The sequence below is a fragment of the Ensifer sp. KUDG1 genome (assembly GCF_050434285.1).
In the GTDB taxonomy this organism is placed as follows: Bacteria; Pseudomonadota; Alphaproteobacteria; order Rhizobiales; family Rhizobiaceae; genus Ensifer.
In genome coordinates this window covers 104,933-123,118 of the sequence record NZ_JBNDIG010000003.1, presented here as the reverse complement: position 1 = coordinate 123,118, position 18,186 = coordinate 104,933, and the positions used below count along the sequence as shown (strand labels likewise).

Here is an 18,186-nt window from a genome sequence, read left to right as displayed (position 1 = left end):
GCAAAGACATACCTGGGCGTATGAGAAAGTACTAATGGCGGATTTTGTTGCAGTTATTCGCAGGACCGTTGACGGCCTGTCGGAAAACACACCTGAAATGCGGGACAGGGTATACGAGAAGGCGCGCGCGGCCGTGCGCCGCCAACTCGAAAACATGAACCCGCGTCCGTCGGACGACATGATCAATCGCCAGCTGGCGAAACTCGAAAATGCGATTGCCGAGGTCGACAGCGAACACGCCGAGGCCTTGCCGGCGCTCGACGAGCCCGAGGTTGCCGAGGCGGAGACCGTCGAACCGGTTGCCTCGGAGCCAGCAGTAGAGCACGTTCCGGAACCGGAACCGGAACCGGAACCGGAAGCTCAGCCTGTACAGGTTGTCGAAAGCGAGCCGTTGGCCGCTGCCGATGATGCGGCCGAGCAGCCCGCATCGGAACCGGAAATCGCCGCCGAGCCCTACCATCCTGTCGAGGCCTATGAGACGCCGACGCATGTGGTCGAGCCCGAGGCCGAGCCGGTCGAGGAAACTCCGGTCGAGGCGGTAGAATACGAACCGGTCGTTGAACCTGCAGAAGCCGTTGCGCCGCCGCTGGACGAAAGTCCCGTCGTCGTTCAGCCGCACGAAGACGTGCAGGCCTATGAAGCGCCCGAATATTCGGAGCCGGTGACAGAAGCGCAGGAAACACCGGTGGCTTCCCCGGAGGTCGAGACGCAGCACCATGCCGCGCACGAGCCGACCTGGGACGAAGCGCCGGCTGCAAGTCCTGAGCAGAAGCCGGCCCTCTCCGAGTGGGACCTGCCCGAATGGGAGACCGTTGGTCCGACCTCGACCGTCGCGCCGGTCACCGAACACATCGGCGAAGAGCGCGCCACGGAGACCCACGACCCGGACACCGCGCCCGAGCTTTTGGGGATGCATCCGGTCGCCGAGCTGGAGCAGCAGGCCCCTGAGGCGACGCCCAAGGCGGACCCCGTGCGCGGCTGGTCGTTCGACGACAATGACCCCTTTGCGCCGATCGAAGAGCGGCGGGCCGAGAAGACTTCCGAACCGGAGATCAGCGACTGGTCGTGGCCGGTCGAAAAGCCTGTTCAGGCGGCTGCCGTACCGGCGGCGCAGAACCAGCAGGAACGCGCCGGTACCGCTTGGGATCATATTGACGATCTGCTCGGCTTCGAGGACGCGGCCAACGCTGCTGCGGCGGGAGCCGGAGCCACGGCGGCAGCGCGCGAGCCGGAACGGGCTGGCGAAGCAACCCCGGCAGCGCCAAGGCCGACATCCTACCGGGCCACGCCGAAGCCGTCTCGTTTCAGCGTAAAGCGTCTCGTCATTGCGGGCGTCGCCCTGCTCGTGCTTGGCGGCGGCGGATTTGCCTATTGGCAGAACCGCGAGGCTGGCAATGCCTGGATTTCCGGCATGGTGTCGTCGATAAGCTCGGCGGTGTCCAGCATCGGCGGAACGCCGGCCGAGCAAAGCACGCCGCCGCAGCCCGCTGGCGAAACGGCCACGCAGGAACCGGCCGCGCATGACGATACGGTTGCGCCGGACAACAACTCGACGAAGTTCACGCAGCGCCTGATGGCGGACGGATCGGAGACCGACGACGGCCCGGCCAACCCAACGGGCGAGAGCGCCGCGCAGGAAGGCAAGTCCGTGGCGCCGCAGACGGAAGCAGGCAAGCCTGTCGAAGCGGCGAGCGGTCAGGGTGGCACGGCCGGCCAGGCCGGAGCGCCCGCGACTGGCCAGCCGGCCGGCCAGCCGAACCAGCCTGAAGTGGCCCTCGCCACCGGCGAGAAGATGTTCCTCTACGAGGAGCGTCTCGGCCAGTCTTCGCCCACGGCCGTTCCGGGAACCGTGGCGTGGTCGGTGAAGGAGGAATCGCCCGGCGGCGATGCCAAGCCCGAGCCGGCGATCCAGGCCCAGATCACCGTTCCGGACCGCGGCCTGACCGCGCTGATGACGATCAAGCGAAATGCGGATCCGTCGCTGCCGGCAAGCCACGTCATCGAGTTCGTGTTCTCGCTGCCGTCGAATTTCGAGGGCGGCGCCATCGACAGCGTCCAGCGCGTATCGATGAAGCGGACCGAGCAGGATCGGGGAGACGCCTTGATCGCGGTTCCGGCCAAGATCACGGACGATTTCCATATGATCGCTCTGAACGATGCGACGGACGCCATCGGCAACAACACCCAGCTGCTGCGCAGCCGCAGCTGGATCGATATCCCGCTGACCTACCGCAACGGTCGCCGCGCGCTTCTGACGCTTGAAAAGGGGCAGAGCGGCACGGATGCCTTCAACCAGGCCATGCGCGCCTGGTCGGCGACGGGTACGGCTGCCGAGAGCAACAGCCAGTAAGCTCGACAAGAACCGAACATACAAAAAACCCGGCGGAAGCAACCGCCGGGTTTTTTATTGGGTTTCGCGTACTTGAAGCAGAACCGCCGCTTTAAGTTGCTGCGGTTGCCTTAGGCGCCTTCGACGACGCGCAGGGAATTGGCGCGCTCCAGCGCTGCCTTGCGCACGGCGTCCTGGACCTTCTCGAACGCACGAACTTCGATCTGCCGGACGCGTTCGCGGCTGATGTCGAACTCGGCCGAAAGATCCTCGAGCGTCAGCGGATCTTCGGTCAGGCGGCGTGCCTCGAAGATGCGGCGCTCACGGTCGTTGAGCACCTTCATCGCGTTCGCAAGCAGTGCCCTGCGGCTTTCGAGCTCGTCCTGCTCGATCAGGATTTCTTCCTGGTTGTCGTGGTCGTCGACGAGCCAGTCCTGCCATTGGCCGGACTCGCCCTCGCTCGCCTTGATCGGCGCATTGAGCGAGGCGTCGCCGGACAGGCGGCGGTTCATCGAAACGACTTCGTCCTCGCTCACCTTGAGGGTGGTGGCGATTTCCTTGACATGCTCCGGCTTCAGGTCACCCTCATCGAGTGCCTGGATCTTGCCCTTGAGGCGACGCAGGTTGAAGAACAGCCGCTTCTGGTTGGCGGTCGTGCCCATCTTGACCAGCGACCACGAGCGCAGAATGTACTCCTGGATCGCCGCCTTGATCCACCACATTGCATAGGTGGCGAGACGGAAGCCGCGATCGGGCTCGAACTTCTTCACGGCCTGCATCAGGCCGACATTGCCTTCCGACACGACTTCGCCGATCGGCAGGCCGTAGCCGCGATAACCCATCGCGATCTTGGCGACGAGGCGAAGGTGGCTGGTGACAAGCTTGTGCGCCGCTTTGCGGTCGTCGTGTTCCTGGTACCGCTTGGCGAGCATGTACTCTTCCTGCGGCTCAAGCATCGGGAACTTGCGAATTTCGTCGAGGTAACGATTAAGGCCGCCTTCTCCAGCGGCAATGGTCGGCAAATTGTTTCGGGCCATATGAAGCACCCCCCTTTTTAGTCTCCGGCCTCCGGTCGGCAAGCCGGGCATGTGGGTCTTCGTCAAGACCCCACGAACGTAGAAAATAAGTACGGCGAAAGCATGATTCAAGGAGTCCGGTTCACAAGGATGTGACGCCGGAGCGACGGAAATGTCACGAATAGAGGCACGCTTTAGATCGGAATTCTTCCGACGGATTTCAAGGGGCGCTCACTCTCCGCTGCGCAGCGCTTCGATCAGCGCTCCCATGTCGTCCGGCATCGGCGCTTCGAAATGCATGGTCTCGCCGGTCGACGGGTGCTCGAACTGCAGCATGAAGGCATGCAGCGCCTGACGGTGGAACTGGTTGACAACGGCCTTGGCGGCATCCGGCAGAAGGTTCGCCTTGGTTCTGAAGGCGGCGCCGTATTCGGGATCGCCGATCAGCGGATGGCCGATATGGGCCATGTGCACGCGGATCTGGTGGGTCCGGCCCGTTTCCAGGTGGCATTCGATCGTCGAGGCGAGCGAGGTGCCGTCGGGCTTTTCGAGGTAGCGCTCGACCACCTCGTAATGGGTGATCGCCTCGCGGGCGTCGTCGCTATCCTCGCGCTTGACCGCGCGCTTCGTTCGGTCGCCGGCGCGGCCGAGCGGCGCGTCGATCGTGCCCTTCAACTGCCGGGGCCTGCCCCAGACGACCGCCCGGTAGGCGCGCTCGAGCGGGCCGGTGCGGCCGTGGTCGGCAAACTGGTCGGAGAGATGGCGATGGGCCGCATCGTTCTTGGCGACGACCATGACGCCGCTCGTTTCCTTGTCGAGGCGATGGACGATGCCGGGGCGCTTGACGCCGCCGATACCCGACAGGCTGCTGCCGCAGTGGTGGATCAGGGCATTGACGAGCGTGCCCGTCCAGTTGCCGGCACCCGGATGCACGACGAGGCCGGCCGGCTTGCACAGCACGATCAGGTCGCTGTCCTCATAAAGCACGTCGAGGGGGATGTTCTCGCCCTTCGGCTCGGGATCTTCCGGCTCCGGGAGGTCGATCTCGAAAATGTCCCCCGGCTGCACCTTCTTCTTCGGCTCGCTCACCGGCTTGCCGTTGACCGACACGGCACCCTGCTCGATGAGAGCCTTGATACGGTTGCGGGAGAATTCACCCGAAAGTGCGTCCGTCAGGAAGGAATCGAGCCGTCCTGCGGCATCCTCGCCCGCCGTCAGGACTTTCCTATTGGCCGTTGCTTGTTTAAAGGGGTCGTTCATTCCGTTAAAAATCCGAAAAAAGGCCAGCCATGACCGCAATCGAGCCCGATGACCAGGAAGACAAGCCGCTAGATCCGGCGATGGAAAATGTCCGCCGCAAGATGGTGAAGCTGCAGCTCGTCTCGGCAGGCGTCATGTTGGTCATGCTTATGGCTGTCCTTGGAACGATTGTCTACAAGCTGACGCGCACGGATGAGAAAGCGCCGGCCCAGACGTCCGCCGCCGTCGTTCCGAGTGAGGCGCCGCTCAACGCTGTTGCCGCGCTGCCTGCCGGCTTCACCGTGACGAATGTCGCGCTTTCTGGCTCGCAGGTGCTGTTCTACGGCAACCTGCCCGGTGCCGAGCCGCGTGCGATCGTCTTCGACATCGGCACCGGCCGCATCGTCGCGGATATCACCGTTCGGACGAACTGACGGCATGTCCGGCGCCCTCCCGCCCGTCCTGCGCATCGACGATCCCGCCGATCCCCGGATCGCTGGTTTCGTCTCGATCAAGGAGCGCGATCTGACGGGGCGGCAGGGCCGCTTCATTGCCGAGGGCACCGTGGTGCTACGCATGCTGGCCGCCGCGCACGCGGCCGGCCGCGGTTTTGCCGCCGAGGCCCTCCTGCTTCTGGAAAACCGTCTGGAGGGCGTCGGCGACATTCTTCGGCGTTTCCCGCCTGACGTCCCGGTCTATGTGGCGAACGCGCAGGTGTTCGACGCGATCGCCGGCTTCAACATGCATCGCGGCGTGCTGGCACTCGGGCGCCGCGAAGGCGAACCGGATCGCGATGCGCTGATCGCGTCGCTGCCGACGTCGAGCCTGGTGCTGGCGGCCTGCGGCATCTCCAACCACGACAATATGGGTGCGCTTTTCCGCAACGCCGCGGCCTTTGGGGTCGACGCGGTCCTGATGGACGAGACGAGCTGTGATCCGATGTATCGCAAGGCGATCCGCGTTTCCGTCGGCTCCGTGCTGACGGTGCCCTTCGTTCGCGAGGGTTCCGTCGCCATCATGCTGGAGCGGCTGCAGGATGCAGGCTTTGCGATCTGGGGGCTGTCGCCGGCAGGAACGACAGACATCGGCGCAATCCCTCCGGCACCGCGCACGGCGCTTCTGATGGGGACCGAGGGCGAGGGACTGCCGCAAGCGGTGATGACCGCGATCCAGACCGCGCGCATCCGCCAGCGGCCGGGGCTCGACAGCCTCAACGTGTCGACCGCGGCTGGCATCGCATTGCACCAGGTGGCATTGATCAACGGCCGCATCTGAGGGGTAGCGCTGGTGTGAGGGCAGGCAGTCCCCGACGGCTGCGGGCGCCTACTCGCGCGGAAGAATATCCTTGACGCGCTTCGCCAGGCTTTTTCTGTTGGCTGTGCCTTCTTCCTCGCCCGAGAGCAGGCTGGGGATGGGAGAGGTGGCGCCCTCATTCGCCGCCGTCAGCGCGACCATGCCTGCGGCGATTGCTGCGACTTCGTCGCGCAGCGCTTCGTCATGGGTTGCGGACTTGGAGTTGGTCAGGCGCTCCGAAAGGGCCGTGGCGCGATTGCGCAGGTCGTCGGCGGCGACAATGGAGCCGGAATCCCCGTTTGCCAATTCGACCGGTGCTGCAGCACCATTGCCCGTCTGCTCGGATGCCGACTTGCGGTCGCGGCGCAAGGGAAAGGCGACGCCGGCGGCGCGCAGCGCCTTGGCGGCGTCACGCATTTCCTGGTTGGTGTCCTTCACCTTGGCCTTCAATCTCTCGATTTCACCGGCGCGCCTTTCGAGCGCGCTCTCGCGATCGGCGCTGGTTGCCATTTCGCGCGCAAGCTTGTCTTCCAGCCGGTGCAGGCGGGTCTCATCGCGCGACAGGCGGAGTTCCATTTCCTTTGCATGGGTGGTCTCGGTCTTCAAGTCGCCGCGCAGGGCTTCGCGCTCGTCGCGCAGTGTGGCGATCCGGCTTTTCAGATGCTCGACCTCTGTGTCGCGTGCGGCCAGGTTGATCCGCAGATTGTCGGTCTCGGCAGCATCCTGGGCGAGCTGAACGTCACGCTTCCTGATCTCGTCGGCCTTGCCGGCGTTGTCCCGCTCGACGCTGTCGAGCGTCGCCTTCATCCGCTCCAGGCGCTGTTCGAACTGGCGGATGGCCGAGCGCATGTCTGCCGCCTCGACGTTCATGTCGGCAAGCTGGGCATGCAGATCGGCGTTTTCGCCGCTGAGGCGACGGGCTTCCTGCAGGCTCTTCTCGTTTGTGAGCATCAGAGACACGCCCTTGTCCCGTTCGCGCTTCAAGGCCTGAAGCGTGCGGGCATTTTCGGCGGCAAAAGCGGCGCGGGCCGCATCCTTCTGCGCGCGCACCTCCTGGGGGCTGAGCGGCATCGTCGCCTTCAGCCGGTCCTCGGCGAAACGCACGATACGGCGGTGGATCGCCGGTGCGACCAGGAGACCGATGATGATCGCCGTCAGAAAGCCCAGGGCAAAGAGAAGCGAGAATTGGATCACGAGCTGGCCGTTTCGAAACTAGACCGGAAACCGAACCGCCTGCCCGGCCACAAAGGGCACGGCAGGCGCTCCATCTTCCGTTTCCTTGCACTAAACATGACGTTTCGTGCGCTGCAAGTCTATGGTGCCGGATTTTGCGACAGGCAGGTCCGGCAACGGTCTTAGAAGGGATTCCAGGTCGGATTCTGGGTCATCTTGAGGTAGCCGACATTGACGCCGAGGCGTGCGCCGATGCCGGTGCGGATCGGCACCACGACGATGTTCTCGTCGGTCAGTACCGTCATGCCGACGCCGGCAACCACATAGGCCGAGCCGGAGACACCGCCGAAGCGCTTGTAGAGCGCCGGCACGCTCGGCAGATTGTAGACCAGCATCATTGCGCGGCTGCCCTGGCCGCCCCAGTCGATACCGAGCGACGGACCCTGCCAGAAGACGCTGTGCTGTCCGGCATTCTTGGTGTTGAGCTCGCCTTCGCCATAGGTGAGGCCGGCGATGAACGCGCCTGAGCCTTCCTGTCCGAGAATGTAGCCATTCGGCAGGCCGTAGCGTTCAAAGGCACGTTCGACGACCTTGGCAAGGCCGCCGGAGGTTTCTCCGAAGAAGCCGTGACCGGCATCGACGATTTCCTGCATGGTGTATTGGCTGTTGTTGTTCGCCGACTGGGCGTGCGCGACGGACAGGGCGCCGGCGACCAGAAACATCGTGGCCAGGACAACACGGCCAGCCGATGTGGCAGCCTTCATGATCTGATGCATCATATCCTCCGTCAGGCGCGAAATTTGCTCGCTTGCGGGTTTGCAGTGGCCGACAGTCAGATCACTGCGCGGCCAGGTGGGGTCTGGACCAATTCCATGCAATTTGAACCGATGGTCTTAACAATCGGTTTACCAAATGTGGTGTCATTATGTTCCACTGATGAACGGCTGCGCCGGGCAGCTCATGACTTGCGTCTTCACGCAGGAGGCTTTACCGGCGTGACCACGGCGCGTGCTCCAGGCGAGGGCCGATGGCACCAAACAAGGAACTAAGATGGCAACGAATCCGAACCTGACATTGACGGGACCCGATCTGGCCGCGCTTCTGTGCAGCCGGGTTTGCCACGACATCATTTCCCCGGTCGGCGCCATCAACAACGGCCTGGAGCTGCTCGACGAGGGCGGCGCCGATGCGGATGCGATGGATCTCATCCGCACGAGCGCGCTCAACGCCTCGGTCCGGCTGAAGTTTGCGCGCCTAGCCTTCGGCGCGTCGGGTTCGGTTGGTGCGTCGATCGATACCGGCGAAGCGGAGAAGGCGGCGAAGGATTTTGCCGCGGCCGAGAAGAAGACCGAGGTCAACTGGCACGGCCCGCGGGCGATCATTGCCAAGAACCGGGTCAAGCTGCTCCTGAACCTCTTCCTGATCGCCTACGGCGCCATTCCGCGCGGCGGCTCGATCGACGTGACGCTCGAGAACCCGGAGTTCGACGCCGTGTTCACGCTCGTTGCCAAGGGCCGGATGATGCGCGTGCCTCCAAGGCTGGTGGAACTCCTCTCCGGCACGCCGGAAGAGGCCGTCGATGCCCATTCGATCCAGCCCTATTACACGGTGCTTCTCGGCGAGGAGGCGGGCATGGAAATCGCCGTCACCTCGACCGGCGAGGAAATCATCTTCACCGCCAAGATGCAGCCTGAGGTTTAAGTCGGCGGCGCCAGGCGCCCCGATTTCTTGACGTCTCGACAGCCGCCGGGTGCCATCGCATCCGGCGGAAACGTATCTGCCATAGGCGTTTCACTGTCACCCGAATCTTGGAAAACTTAATATTTTCAGTGGGTTGATCTCGTGCGAAAAAGCTTCGTTAAGCAAATTCCGTAACGAAATCTTTCCCAAATTTGTATAGAGTTGTTTCAAGAATGCCGATACGCGTATAGGTAAGTGGCGAAGGGAGTTGGACATGCGACGTTTGATGATTGCCGACGGCTCGGATGTCGTCCGGAAAGTTGGAAAACGTATCCTCTCCGGCATGGGCTTTATGGTTTACGAGGCGTCGAACAGCCTTGAGGCGCTCGTGCGCTGTGAAGCGGAACTCCCGAACATCCTGATCATCGACGCAGGTCTCGAAGGCGCGCTCGAGCTTATCGGCAACATTCGCCGGCTGCCGAACGGCCCGTCGGTGCGGATTTATTACTGCGTCGTCGAAGCGGACCTGAAGAAGATGATGGCCGGCAAGCGGGCTGGTGCCGACGACTTCCTGCTGAAGCCTTTCGACCGCAAGATCCTGACCAGCGTTTTCGCGAGCCAGTCGATGGCGGCCTGAGCCGCCTTATCCTGGCATCCTTGCAGCGAAACCAAGCCGTGGCGTTTGCCGCGGCTTTTTTGTTGTGCCAACCCGGTGCGCCGAACAGGGATTTCGATCATTGGGAAAGGGGAGGGCGACGGGCGCGGTGCGCCCTGGATCTGGGGCAATATCATCGCAAAACCGGTAGGCGTGGTCTCTTTCACGCAAAACAAAACCCGCCTCATAGGCGGGTTTTGCGAAACTCTCGAATGTCGGGCCCGCATCATGCGGGGATCGGTGCAAGCCCTGGCAGGGAATCAGGCAGTTTCGGCGTATTCGGCGCCATCCGGCTCACGCAGCACATAGCCGCGGCCCCAGACGGTTTCGATGTAGTTGGCGCCGCCGGCGGCGTTTGCGAGCTTCTTGCGCAGCTTGCAGATGAAGACGTCGATGATCTTCAGTTCCGGCTCGTCCATACCGCCGTAGAGGTGGTTCAGGAACATTTCCTTGGTAAGCGTCGTGCCCTTGCGCAGCGAGAGCAGCTCGAGCATCTGGTATTCCTTGCCGGTCAGGTGGACGCGCTGTCCGCCCACTTCAACCGTCTTGGCATCCAGGTTGACGATGAGCTCGCCGGTGGAGATGACCGACTGGGCGTGGCCCTTGGAGCGGCGGACGATCGCATGAATGCGAGCGACCAGTTCGTCCTTGTGGAACGGCTTGGTCATGTAGTCGTCTGCGCCGAAGCCCAGGCCTCGAACCTTGTCTTCGATGCCGGCCATGCCCGAAAGAATCAGGATGGGCGTCTTCACCTTGGAAAGACGCAGCGTTCTCAAGACTTCGTAGCCGGACATGTCCGGCAGGTTGAGGTCGAGAAGGATGATGTCATAGTCATAAAGTTTGCCGAGATCGACGCCTTCTTCACCGAGATCGGTGGTGTAGACGTTGAAACTCTCGGACTTGAGCATCAGCTCAATGCTCTGAGCCGTTGCACTGTCGTCTTCAATTAATAGAACCCGCATATTCTTCCCCTTTTCCGCCGCCCAAGGTTGTCGTGGCACCCTTACGCGATACGGATCCAGTCGTTGCCTGATTTGGAGGCTGCCACCAAATGGTTAACAAATTCTGATTCCCTCTGGCAAGGTGTATCGAGTTTGTTAAATATTTTTAGCAGTCTCCTGATTTCAAACGTGAATCCAGAACGGCTAATCTCATGTGAAACATGAGGAAATCCCGTTATCTGACTCTTCTGACTCGTTAATGCCGGGGCGGTCACATTTCGTGCCTCAGCATTTACGGAGCCTTAAATCATCACGCCTATGATTAACGATGCCCGTAAACGAAAGGTTACCAGCGGTAGGCTTTTGTTAATATCGCTGAAGATTTTTCGTTTCCGGCCCTGTTCGGGCCGGCTCGCGGGCAAATCAGTAACCGGGGTCTCGTTATCCACGGGAGTATTGCGTATGAAAGCACGTGAGAGCCTTGTCCGCCTGAAGGAGTTTCAGGTCCGGGAGAAGCAGCGTCAGCTGAACCAGCTTCAGATGATGATGGCTGAGTTCGAACGGATGACCAAGGATCTGGAAAATCAGATTATTTTCGAGGAGAAGAAGTCGGGTATCTCCGATCCCCAGCACTTCGCCTATCCCACCTTCGCCAAGGCCGCACGTCAGAGAGCCGACAATCTTCAGGTCTCCATTCGCGAGCTGAAGACGCAGCAGGATGCTGCCGAACTCGCGCTCGAAGAAGTGCAGGCCGAATACGCGAAGGCGGCGGCCCTCGAAGAGCGGGACACGTCGACCCGCCTGCGGGCATAGCTGCGGCTCCTGCGCCCTAGTTCGGCGCAGCGGGCCGTAACGCCTTGGTCCAAAGGGTGATTTGAACCCCGAGCCGGATGCGGCAAGGGGGATTTGTCCGTTGGACGGGCCGATAGCCCGTTTCGGAGCAGATGGTTCCATCCTTGACGGATCATGCGGTTGGCATGATCCGATCCGGCACGATCGTGACAAGACAAAAAGACCCGCCCGATGCCTCGGCATCCGGGCGGGTCTTCTCATTTCGGGACCGGCAGCGCCGTGGTTCTTTCAAGGCGCGCGCGATTTCGATTTAAGATTTGTGCCGCGGCCGTCGGCGCAGGTGTCTCAACCCTGGATGACATCCTGCCATTCGGGATGCCGCATCGCCTGGGCCTTCATGAAAGGGCAGAGGGGGATAATCTTCCAGCCGCCCTTGCGGGCTTCCTCGATCGCATGCTTGGCCAGCGCCTGGCCGACGCCCTTGCCGCGCAGGGCATCCGGAACGAGCGTGTGATCGACGATGATCAGTTGCGGCGAGGTGCGCGAATAGGTCATTTCACCAGTATGGCCTTCGACTGATGTCGAGTAGCGGCCGTGCGATCCGGTTTCCTCGTGCATGATTTCCATGGCAACCTTCCTTGGTGAACGGGTTTGTCTGCTTCGAAGCTAGCGCAGTTTTTCGCAAATCGGAATCGTCCGCTCGGCCATCGCCGGTGCACAGTGCGTTCGCGAAACGCACCCAATGCCGGTCCGCACGGGACCTTTGAAAACGACGGCGGCGGCCCCGGGGAACCCGGAGCCGCCGCGCGACCTATGGCCCTGTGATGGGCGAAATTAGTGGCGATACTGCTGGATGCGAGTGGTGCGCAGGCCGGCGAGACCGTGATCGTTGATCGAGGACTGCCAGGACAGGAACTCCTCGACAGTAAGGGTATAGCGTTCGCACGCTTCTTCCAGGCTCAACAGGCCACCGCGCACGGCGGCAACAACCTCAGCCTTCCTGCGGATTACCCAGCGCCGGGTATTCGCCGGCGGCAGATCCGCAATCGTCAGAGGGCTGCCATCGGGGCCGATGACATATTTCACGCGTGGTCGCATCATTTCGGTCATGGGACTCTCTACACAAACTCAAGACCATATGACCGTGACCTTAGCCTGCCACATTTAACATTTGCCTAAGCGTCAAGTAACAATTTGCTCATAATTTGAGACACTTCCGATGGGCCTTTGCCCATGTGCGGCGTCCCCCAAAACTTGCGGCAATATTTCCCCGACTTGTGGAAACGCTTGAGAACAATCCGGATTCTCCCGGAATTGACATGGGAGCCATGCAAATACCACATTTCACTTTAACTAAAATTTTTGGTAACGAAGCCCCGAAATAAGGATGAGCGTCGTATGTACGCTCCCGCATTCATTCTTGGTGCATCGTCATATTTTTCACAACCGGACGCGTTTCTTTCGCGGGCAGGCCGGTAGCGGCAGTTTTATTTCGTCTGCCGGGTGAATTTCATGCTCCTGACGATGTGGGGCGTTGTTTGTATTTCTCTCGACCGGTGCGGTGGCGCCGGGGATGTGGTGATCGCAGATGAAGGAATCGCATGAACCGGCCTTGCTGCGCGAGGCTGAAACGGTGGAGATGTTTTCGGACATCGATACGGCCACGGTGCGCACCGAGTACGAACTTCTGCATCTCATGCGGCGGTTGATCGCGCGCTATGGCTTCGGCCATTTCATGATTGCGCGCATGCCGCTTGCCGAACAGCAGCGCTTTTCCGAGCGGCTGGTGCTCAGCAACTGGCCGTCCGAACTGGTGCGCCAATACGACGCCTGCGAGACGTTCCAGTCGAGCGGGCTGGTCGAAAAGTTGCGTTTCACCAAGCTGCCGGTAACCGGCGGGGCCGAGTTGCTCGATGTCGCGGCCAAGCCTGCGGACGAGGCGATGGTGCACCGGCTGCTGGCGCATCCGGAGATGGCGCGCCATTTCGCGGTGCTGCTGCACACAAGCGGCGGCGATCCCTTCATCGCCATGCTTTCGGGCCGCCGCGAGGCGCCTGCCGGCGTCGAGCGCGCCACGCTCTATCTCACTTTGGTCCAGCTTTTCGAATGCCTGGAGCGCACCTTCGACACCGGCAATACCGCACGCGAAAAGCTGTCGAGCCGCGAGTTGGAATGTCTGCGCTGGGCGGCTGCCGGCAAGAGCAGCGACGAGATCGGCATCATCCTGGGGATCTCGACCTATACGGTCAGCAGCTACTTCAAGAGCGCGACCCGCAAGCTCGATGCCGTCAACCGCATGCAGGCGATTGCCCGCGCCATGCGGCTGAAGCTGATCTGACGCCTTTAGGGCCAGGCACGCGCATGTCATCCGCAGCGGCCGGCCTTGCCGCCGGACGGACAAGTTTCTATATGTCGCGGAACTGAAAGTACCGCGACGCGCTCTATGCATCCGATTGATGCCGGCCGCCGCGGAGCCGAAGATGCCGTGGGCCGAGAGTTGCTCGGCAAAGCATCGCATGAAGCGTGAAACAGGGCAGGCGCAAGGTTACCGCCCGAAGGCCGGATTGGATCCCGTGAACAGTCTCGATTTTGACCGCAAGCCCGAAGATACGCGTGTCGTCGTTGCCATGTCCGGCGGCGTCGACAGTTCCGTCGTTGCCGGCCTGCTCAAACGGGGGGGCTACGATGTTCTCGGCATCACGCTGCAGCTCTACGATCACGGCGCTGCTGTGCACCGGGCCGGTTCCTGCTGTGCCGGCCAGGACATCGACGATGCGCGCCGCGTCTGCGAAACGCTCGGCATTCCCCATTACGTGCTCGACTACGAAGCGCGCTTCCGCGAAACGGTGATCAATCCCTTCGCCGAAAGCTATATCGCCGGCGAGACGCCGATCCCATGCGTCGCCTGCAACCAGACGGTCAAGTTTGCCGACCTGCTTTTGACGGCCAAGGAACTCGGTGCCGATGCGCTGGCGACCGGCCACTATATCCGCTCGCGCCCGAGCCCGAACCCGCGCTATGCCGGCCAGCGGGCACTCTACCGGCCGACGGATGCCGACCGTGACCAGAGCTATTTCCTCTTTGCGACGACGCAGGAGCAGATCGACTACCTGCGCTTCCCGTTGGGACACCTCTCCAAGGCCGAAACCCGCAAGCTCGCCGAAGAGATGGGCCTTGTCGTCGCCCAGAAGGCCGACAGCCAGGACATCTGTTTCGTGCCGCAGGGCAAGTACAGCGACATTGTCTCGAAGCTGAAGCCGAATGCAGCACTCTCCGGCGACATCGTGCATCTCGACGGCCGCGTGCTCGGCACGCATGAGGGCATCCTGCACTACACGATCGGCCAGCGCCGCGGCATTGGTGTTGCGACCGGTGAGCCGCTCTACGTCGTCTATCTCGACGCCCGCTCGCGCCGCGTCATCGTCGGCCCCAAGGAAGCGCTGGAGACGCGCCGCGTCTACCTGCGCGACGTCAACTGGCTGGGCGACGAGGACGTCGAGGCGGCAGCCGCCCGTGGCTTTGAGTGTTTCGCCAAGGTGCGCTCCACCCGCCAGCCGGCGCCGGCTGTGCTCGCGATGGACGACGAGGGCATCTATGTGGAGCTTGCCGAAGGCGAAGCCGGCATCGCGCCCGGCCAGGCCTGCGCGCTCTATTCCGGCGTCGGCGAGGACGCGCGCGTCTATGGCGGCGGATTTATTCGCAAATCGGAACGCGAAGCCGGCGCGGAAGCCGCGCTGAAGGCCCTGCTTTCGGCGCAGGCAGCCGCCTGAAGCCCTTGATTTCCGGGCTGTTGTGAAAACTTCACATTTTCCCGGAGACTTGGGTTGACAGTGGGCGGAAGCGGGCCGTATAAGCCGCCCGTCCAGTCAAGACGGCTTCCACTTCGAAGCCCTGACGCGGTACCCGGCGGAGTAGCTCAGTAGGTTAGAGCAGAGGAATCATAATCCTTGTGTCGGGGGTTCGAATCCCTCCTCCGCTACCATTTTTCCACATCCATCCCGATAGCGTCGATCAAGAAACGTCCGCAAGACACGGGTGATTTGATCCGTCTTGTGTCCTGAGACGGCGGGACGACGGCAAAGAGCTTATTGCCGTCACATCACCAAGTTCATGTCGAGCCCGGTTTCGCCTCAGTCAATGCTGTGTCGGCTTCACCGAGGGTCGCGGGTTGTCTGTCACTGAGTGCCTTTCGAGATGATCAGTTCACATGCCGGCGTCCCTTTGCCGCCGCCGACCGAATAGGTCAACTCCGCTTCGATCGAAGAACTCCGACCAGTCGAGGTTCTCCAGGATCACGCCCGCTAGGCGCTCGCGGACGTCCTCGAGCATCGGCGCCAGGCGCGTCAGGTTGAACCGCAGCTTGCCGGCAAAGCGGCCGGAGAGCTGGCGCGACCGTTCGGCCTGGGCGCGCTCGGCACCGGTTGAAAACCTTCGTTGCGGAAGACCGCGAGCACTCTCTGACGTTCTTGCTCGGTCATGTCTTTGGTCGAAGACTTGCCGGTGATGTGGGTGAGCTTGGCACGGTAGCTGTCATCGTCCAGGCCGAGCTTCTTCTTGGCGACATGAATGGCAGCAAGGGAGCTGGTCATCGGACTCCTCCCACCAGAGCGCAGCGATCGTGACTTGCACTGCCGCATGCCCTATTTTTGCAACTAGGGGTTCTTCTACGGGGAGGGGAGATAAGATGAGCGACGGTCGCGGATCGAGAATGGTGTCGCATGTGGTGGTGATAATACTTGCCGCTACGCTGCCCGCGGCAATGTTTGGGAAACCTGGCGACGGGTACTTCGAGTTTCTCAAAGAATTTCAGACGCTGCTGACGGGCCTGCTCGCAGTAGGCGCGGCGGCCTACACGATCAGTGAAATGATCAAGAGCGATGCCAAACAAGAGCAGCGCCACAGAGAAACAATCGAGATTTCCATGCTCCCGTCCAAACTAGCCGTGGCTCGGGTCGCTGACTTTTTGCCTGGTAGACTCAGGCACTACAGCGAACAGTTTCGATTGTTCGACGAACTTGTAGATAAAAACACGTTCCAGCCAAGTTGGGACAAGCAAAGTTTGACGCTCGCCATCAGGGTTTGTGTCAATGCAAGGAACCTGCATCGAGAAGTTTTGAGTGACCGTGTCACCTCCTGTCAGCATCTTTTTGACAACGACGTTATGCAAAACCTTGAGGAGTTTCGCACCTGGAGTGGCGAGCTCATATCCCGTTTGCCAGAGGGTTTCGCGACGTCGATGTTTGACGATGACGATGTTGTAGAGCCGCCTGAATGGTACAACCGCGCACTCTATATGTTCATGGAGGTTACGAACCGTTCGTCGGCCTCGTTCGCAAACGATATTGATGCATGGGCAAAGCAGTTCCATCTGCCAAAGAGGAAGGACCCGCCAAGGCCCAGCCAGACGGTGCCGGTTGATGCTGCCTTCCCTCATTTGACGAACCGTCACTGAACGATGGATCGGCATACCGCTGTGCACCGTCCCGGAACCCGAACAGCCCCATTGCGCGACCCGCTGGTCGCGCAGGAGGCAGTCTGCTTCAGGTCAATGGTGCAGCGGCTTCAAGGGTAAGGTCAGCGCCGGTCCGCTCTTGACCCCGAATTGCCTTCTGAACTGCCGCGACGCGCTGCCGTCGAACAGCGATTGCGGCAGTGGCGCGCCGATCGCCCATTTGTATTTCGCTTCGGCATCGCTGCTCAGCGCCTGATGCGCCACGGCGCTCAAGGGCAGGACATATTCCGGCTTGCGCAGGCCGCGCTCGGTATTGCCGAGCCAAGTGAGGACCACCAGGATTTCGCCGCCTAGCTCGAGTGCATCAAGTGCCAATGCTTTTCCGCCGACCGAGGCGCGGACGGCCTGTTCGTGGAAGGTGAAGGCGCTGAGTTTCAGTTCGTTTTGCGGATCCGTCATGTCGGGCCTTCCTGGATATGCTGCCAACGCTGTCTTGAGCGGCGATTCGTTCAGTCAGCGTTCCCTATCATATTCCCTATGGCCAGACATGGAGCAGATGATCGATGCAAAAAGGCGCCGCCATCATCGATGGCAGCGCCTGCAGAGGATTGCGCTTGAGAGGGTGTGCGTAGAAACCAGCCGGGCATGCTGCCCGGATGCCGCGGCCGGGGCGGTCGCCTCAGCGGTGGATCGACGAGGTGATCGTCGTGTAGTCCGGCAGGTCGATGTTGGCGATTTCGGCTGCGCGATATTGGGACAGGGCAAAGTGCATGATCGCGATCACGGTGATCGAGAAGACCAGTACGGTGACGTTGACGCCGAAAGCGGTTTTGATCATGTCCTTGTCCCCCATGTCCTGCGCTTGTTGATGTGTGGTTAAAAACCGTGACATGGAGACTATCGTGTGGCGTCAATTGTGCTGTTCCCCGGGGAACATGAAATATGGTTGCTGAATTCTTAACCGGCGTGGCCTGAAAACCGCAGGTGCAGAGATTGCTTGCGAACGTCGGGGCTGCGGATAAGGTGCGCGGCTCGGCCGTACCGGATCAGGACCGGACATCTTCACAGGCTGGCGCCCGCGCAAAACGGCGTTGGCCTCATCCGGACGCGCGGCAACGCCTCGCCGCCGCCGCATTTTCAGAAGCGATTGCATCATGACCATCTCCATCCGCCCCTCCCGCCCATCCGACTTTCCGCGCACCTTCGAGATCTGGCGCAGCGCCGTTGTCGCCACCCATGATTTCCTGACACCGGAGGATTTTGCTGCCATCGAAGTGCTGGTGCGCGACCAGTATCTGCCGGCCGCCGAGTTCTGGATTGCCGTGGACGAAAATGACCAGGCGCTCGGTTTCATGGGCATGAGCGGGGCGCAGATCGACTCGCTCTTCGTCCACGCCGACGCGCGCGGCGCAGGTGTCGGCCGGCGGCTCGTCGAGCATGCGATGAGCCTTCATTCGGTGCTGACGGTCGACGTCAACGAGCAGAATGTATCGGGCGCCGGTTTCTACCAGCGGATGGGCTTTGAGGTGGTCGGGCGTTCGCCTGTCGACAATGCGGGCCGGCCCTATCCGCTGCTGCATCTCAAGCGCGGTTGAACGATGCGAGCCGGCGCCCGA

The 18,186-nt window shown here is 61.7% G+C and carries 19 protein-coding genes, 1 tRNA gene and 1 pseudogene; 11 read left to right on the top strand and 10 right to left on the bottom strand.

Going from position 1 to position 18,186, the window contains the following annotated elements; all coding sequences use genetic code 11:
• Positions 1-34: 34 nt before the first annotated feature.
• Positions 35-2,350: a hypothetical protein gene (locus M2267_RS11235; protein WP_429114656.1), complete on the top strand. Its 2,316-nt coding sequence runs from the start codon at positions 35-37 to the stop codon at positions 2,348-2,350.
• 110 nt (positions 2,351-2,460) lie between these two features.
• On the opposite strand, the gene rpoH is transcribed toward M2267_RS11235, so the two are convergent.
• Together rpoH and M2267_RS11225 are read right to left on the bottom strand one after the other, a co-directional pair.
• Entirely contained in the window at positions 2,461-3,366 is a 906-nt protein-coding gene (gene rpoH, locus M2267_RS11230) for an RNA polymerase sigma factor RpoH (protein WP_043611895.1), read from the bottom strand.
• A 210-nt stretch (positions 3,367-3,576) separates the two neighbouring features.
• Positions 3,577-4,605, bottom strand: a complete 1,029-nt coding sequence (locus M2267_RS11225; protein WP_429114655.1) for an RluA family pseudouridine synthase — start codon at positions 4,603-4,605, stop codon at positions 3,577-3,579.
• A gap of 29 nt (positions 4,606-4,634) precedes the next feature.
• On the opposite strand from M2267_RS11225, the gene M2267_RS11220 reads away from it, so the two are divergent.
• A complete protein-coding gene (locus M2267_RS11220; protein ID WP_034806447.1) occupies positions 4,635-5,018 on the top strand; it encodes a hypothetical protein in 384 nt (127 codons plus the stop codon).
• Positions 5,019-5,022: 4 nt separating this feature from the next.
• Positions 5,023-5,859 (top strand): TrmH family RNA methyltransferase, encoded by an 837-nt coding sequence (locus M2267_RS11215; RefSeq protein WP_429114654.1) that lies wholly within the window; start codon positions 5,023-5,025, stop codon positions 5,857-5,859.
• A 48-nt stretch (positions 5,860-5,907) separates the two neighbouring features.
• Here the strand turns inward: M2267_RS11215 and M2267_RS11210 are convergent, their stop codons facing one another.
• Entirely contained in the window at positions 5,908-7,071 is a 1,164-nt protein-coding gene (locus tag M2267_RS11210; RefSeq protein ID WP_429114653.1) for a hypothetical protein, read from the bottom strand.
• Positions 7,072-7,232: 161 nt separating this feature from the next.
• Complete coding sequence (locus M2267_RS11205) at positions 7,233-7,826, bottom strand: DUF1134 domain-containing protein (protein WP_082005878.1); 594 nt, start codon at positions 7,824-7,826, stop codon at positions 7,233-7,235.
• Between the two features lie 274 nt (positions 7,827-8,100).
• On the opposite strand from M2267_RS11205, the gene chpT reads away from it, so the two are divergent.
• Both chpT and M2267_RS11195 read left to right on the top strand, forming a co-directional pair.
• On the top strand, positions 8,101-8,751 hold the full coding sequence (gene chpT / locus M2267_RS11200) for a histidine phosphotransferase ChpT (protein ID WP_043611903.1): 651 nt from the start codon (positions 8,101-8,103) through the stop codon (positions 8,749-8,751).
• Positions 8,752-9,004: 253 nt separating this feature from the next.
• Positions 9,005-9,367, top strand: a complete 363-nt coding sequence (locus M2267_RS11195) for a response regulator (protein ID WP_034806707.1) — start codon at positions 9,005-9,007, stop codon at positions 9,365-9,367.
• 278 nt (positions 9,368-9,645) lie between these two features.
• On the opposite strand, the gene ctrA is transcribed toward M2267_RS11195, so the two are convergent.
• Positions 9,646-10,347 carry a response regulator transcription factor CtrA gene (ctrA, locus tag M2267_RS11190; protein WP_025424706.1) on the bottom strand — a complete coding sequence of 234 codons (702 nt, stop codon included), beginning with the start codon at positions 10,345-10,347 and terminating at the stop codon, positions 9,646-9,648.
• A 441-nt stretch (positions 10,348-10,788) separates the two neighbouring features.
• Between ctrA and M2267_RS11185 the strand changes: the two genes are divergently transcribed.
• Positions 10,789-11,139 (top strand): flagellar export protein FliJ, encoded by a 351-nt coding sequence (locus M2267_RS11185; RefSeq protein WP_034806460.1) that lies wholly within the window; start codon positions 10,789-10,791, stop codon positions 11,137-11,139.
• A gap of 324 nt (positions 11,140-11,463) precedes the next feature.
• Here M2267_RS11185 and M2267_RS11180 read toward each other — a convergent pair whose 3' ends face one another.
• Positions 11,464-11,745 carry a GNAT family N-acetyltransferase gene (locus tag M2267_RS11180; RefSeq protein ID WP_060581188.1) on the bottom strand — a complete coding sequence of 94 codons (282 nt, stop codon included), beginning with the start codon at positions 11,743-11,745 and terminating at the stop codon, positions 11,464-11,466.
• A 207-nt stretch (positions 11,746-11,952) separates the two neighbouring features.
• Positions 11,953-12,228: a DUF1153 domain-containing protein gene (locus M2267_RS11175; protein WP_003527546.1), complete on the bottom strand. Its 276-nt coding sequence runs from the start codon at positions 12,226-12,228 to the stop codon at positions 11,953-11,955.
• 478 nt (positions 12,229-12,706) lie between these two features.
• Between M2267_RS11175 and M2267_RS11170 the strand changes: the two genes are divergently transcribed.
• The 3 genes from M2267_RS11170 to M2267_RS11160 all read left to right on the top strand — a co-directional run bounded on the left by M2267_RS11170 (position 12,707) and on the right by M2267_RS11160 (position 15,100).
• On the top strand, positions 12,707-13,456 hold the full coding sequence (locus tag M2267_RS11170; RefSeq protein WP_034806462.1) for a helix-turn-helix transcriptional regulator: 750 nt from the start codon (positions 12,707-12,709) through the stop codon (positions 13,454-13,456).
• A gap of 178 nt (positions 13,457-13,634) precedes the next feature.
• Positions 13,635-14,888, top strand: a complete 1,254-nt coding sequence (gene mnmA, locus M2267_RS11165; RefSeq protein ID WP_429114652.1) for a tRNA 2-thiouridine(34) synthase MnmA — start codon at positions 13,635-13,637, stop codon at positions 14,886-14,888.
• A 135-nt stretch (positions 14,889-15,023) separates the two neighbouring features.
• A tRNA-Met gene (locus M2267_RS11160) sits at positions 15,024-15,100 on the top strand.
• A gap of 272 nt (positions 15,101-15,372) precedes the next feature.
• On the opposite strand, the pseudogene M2267_RS11155 reads toward M2267_RS11160, so the two are convergent.
• A pseudogene (locus M2267_RS11155) lies at positions 15,373-15,707 on the bottom strand (phage protein GemA/Gp16 family protein); the annotation flags it as partial.
• Positions 15,708-15,802: 95 nt separating this feature from the next.
• Here M2267_RS11155 and M2267_RS11150 point away from each other — a divergent pair.
• Entirely contained in the window at positions 15,803-16,570 is a 768-nt protein-coding gene (locus tag M2267_RS11150) for a hypothetical protein (RefSeq protein WP_429114651.1), read from the top strand.
• 93 nt (positions 16,571-16,663) lie between these two features.
• Here M2267_RS11150 and M2267_RS11145 read toward each other — a convergent pair whose 3' ends face one another.
• The gene (locus M2267_RS11145) at positions 16,664-17,029 is read right to left on the bottom strand and encodes a hypothetical protein (RefSeq protein ID WP_429114650.1); all 366 of its coding nucleotides are present in this window, start codon (positions 17,027-17,029) and stop codon (positions 16,664-16,666) included.
• A 220-nt stretch (positions 17,030-17,249) separates the two neighbouring features.
• Positions 17,250-17,408, bottom strand: coding sequence for a hypothetical protein (locus M2267_RS11140; protein ID WP_156133954.1), 159 nt, complete (start codon positions 17,406-17,408; stop codon positions 17,250-17,252).
• 316 nt (positions 17,409-17,724) lie between these two features.
• On the opposite strand from M2267_RS11140, the gene M2267_RS11135 reads away from it, so the two are divergent.
• Positions 17,725-18,165: an acetyltransferase gene (locus M2267_RS11135; RefSeq protein WP_429114649.1), complete on the top strand. Its 441-nt coding sequence runs from the start codon at positions 17,725-17,727 to the stop codon at positions 18,163-18,165.
• The last annotated feature ends 21 nt before the right edge of the window (positions 18,166-18,186 follow it).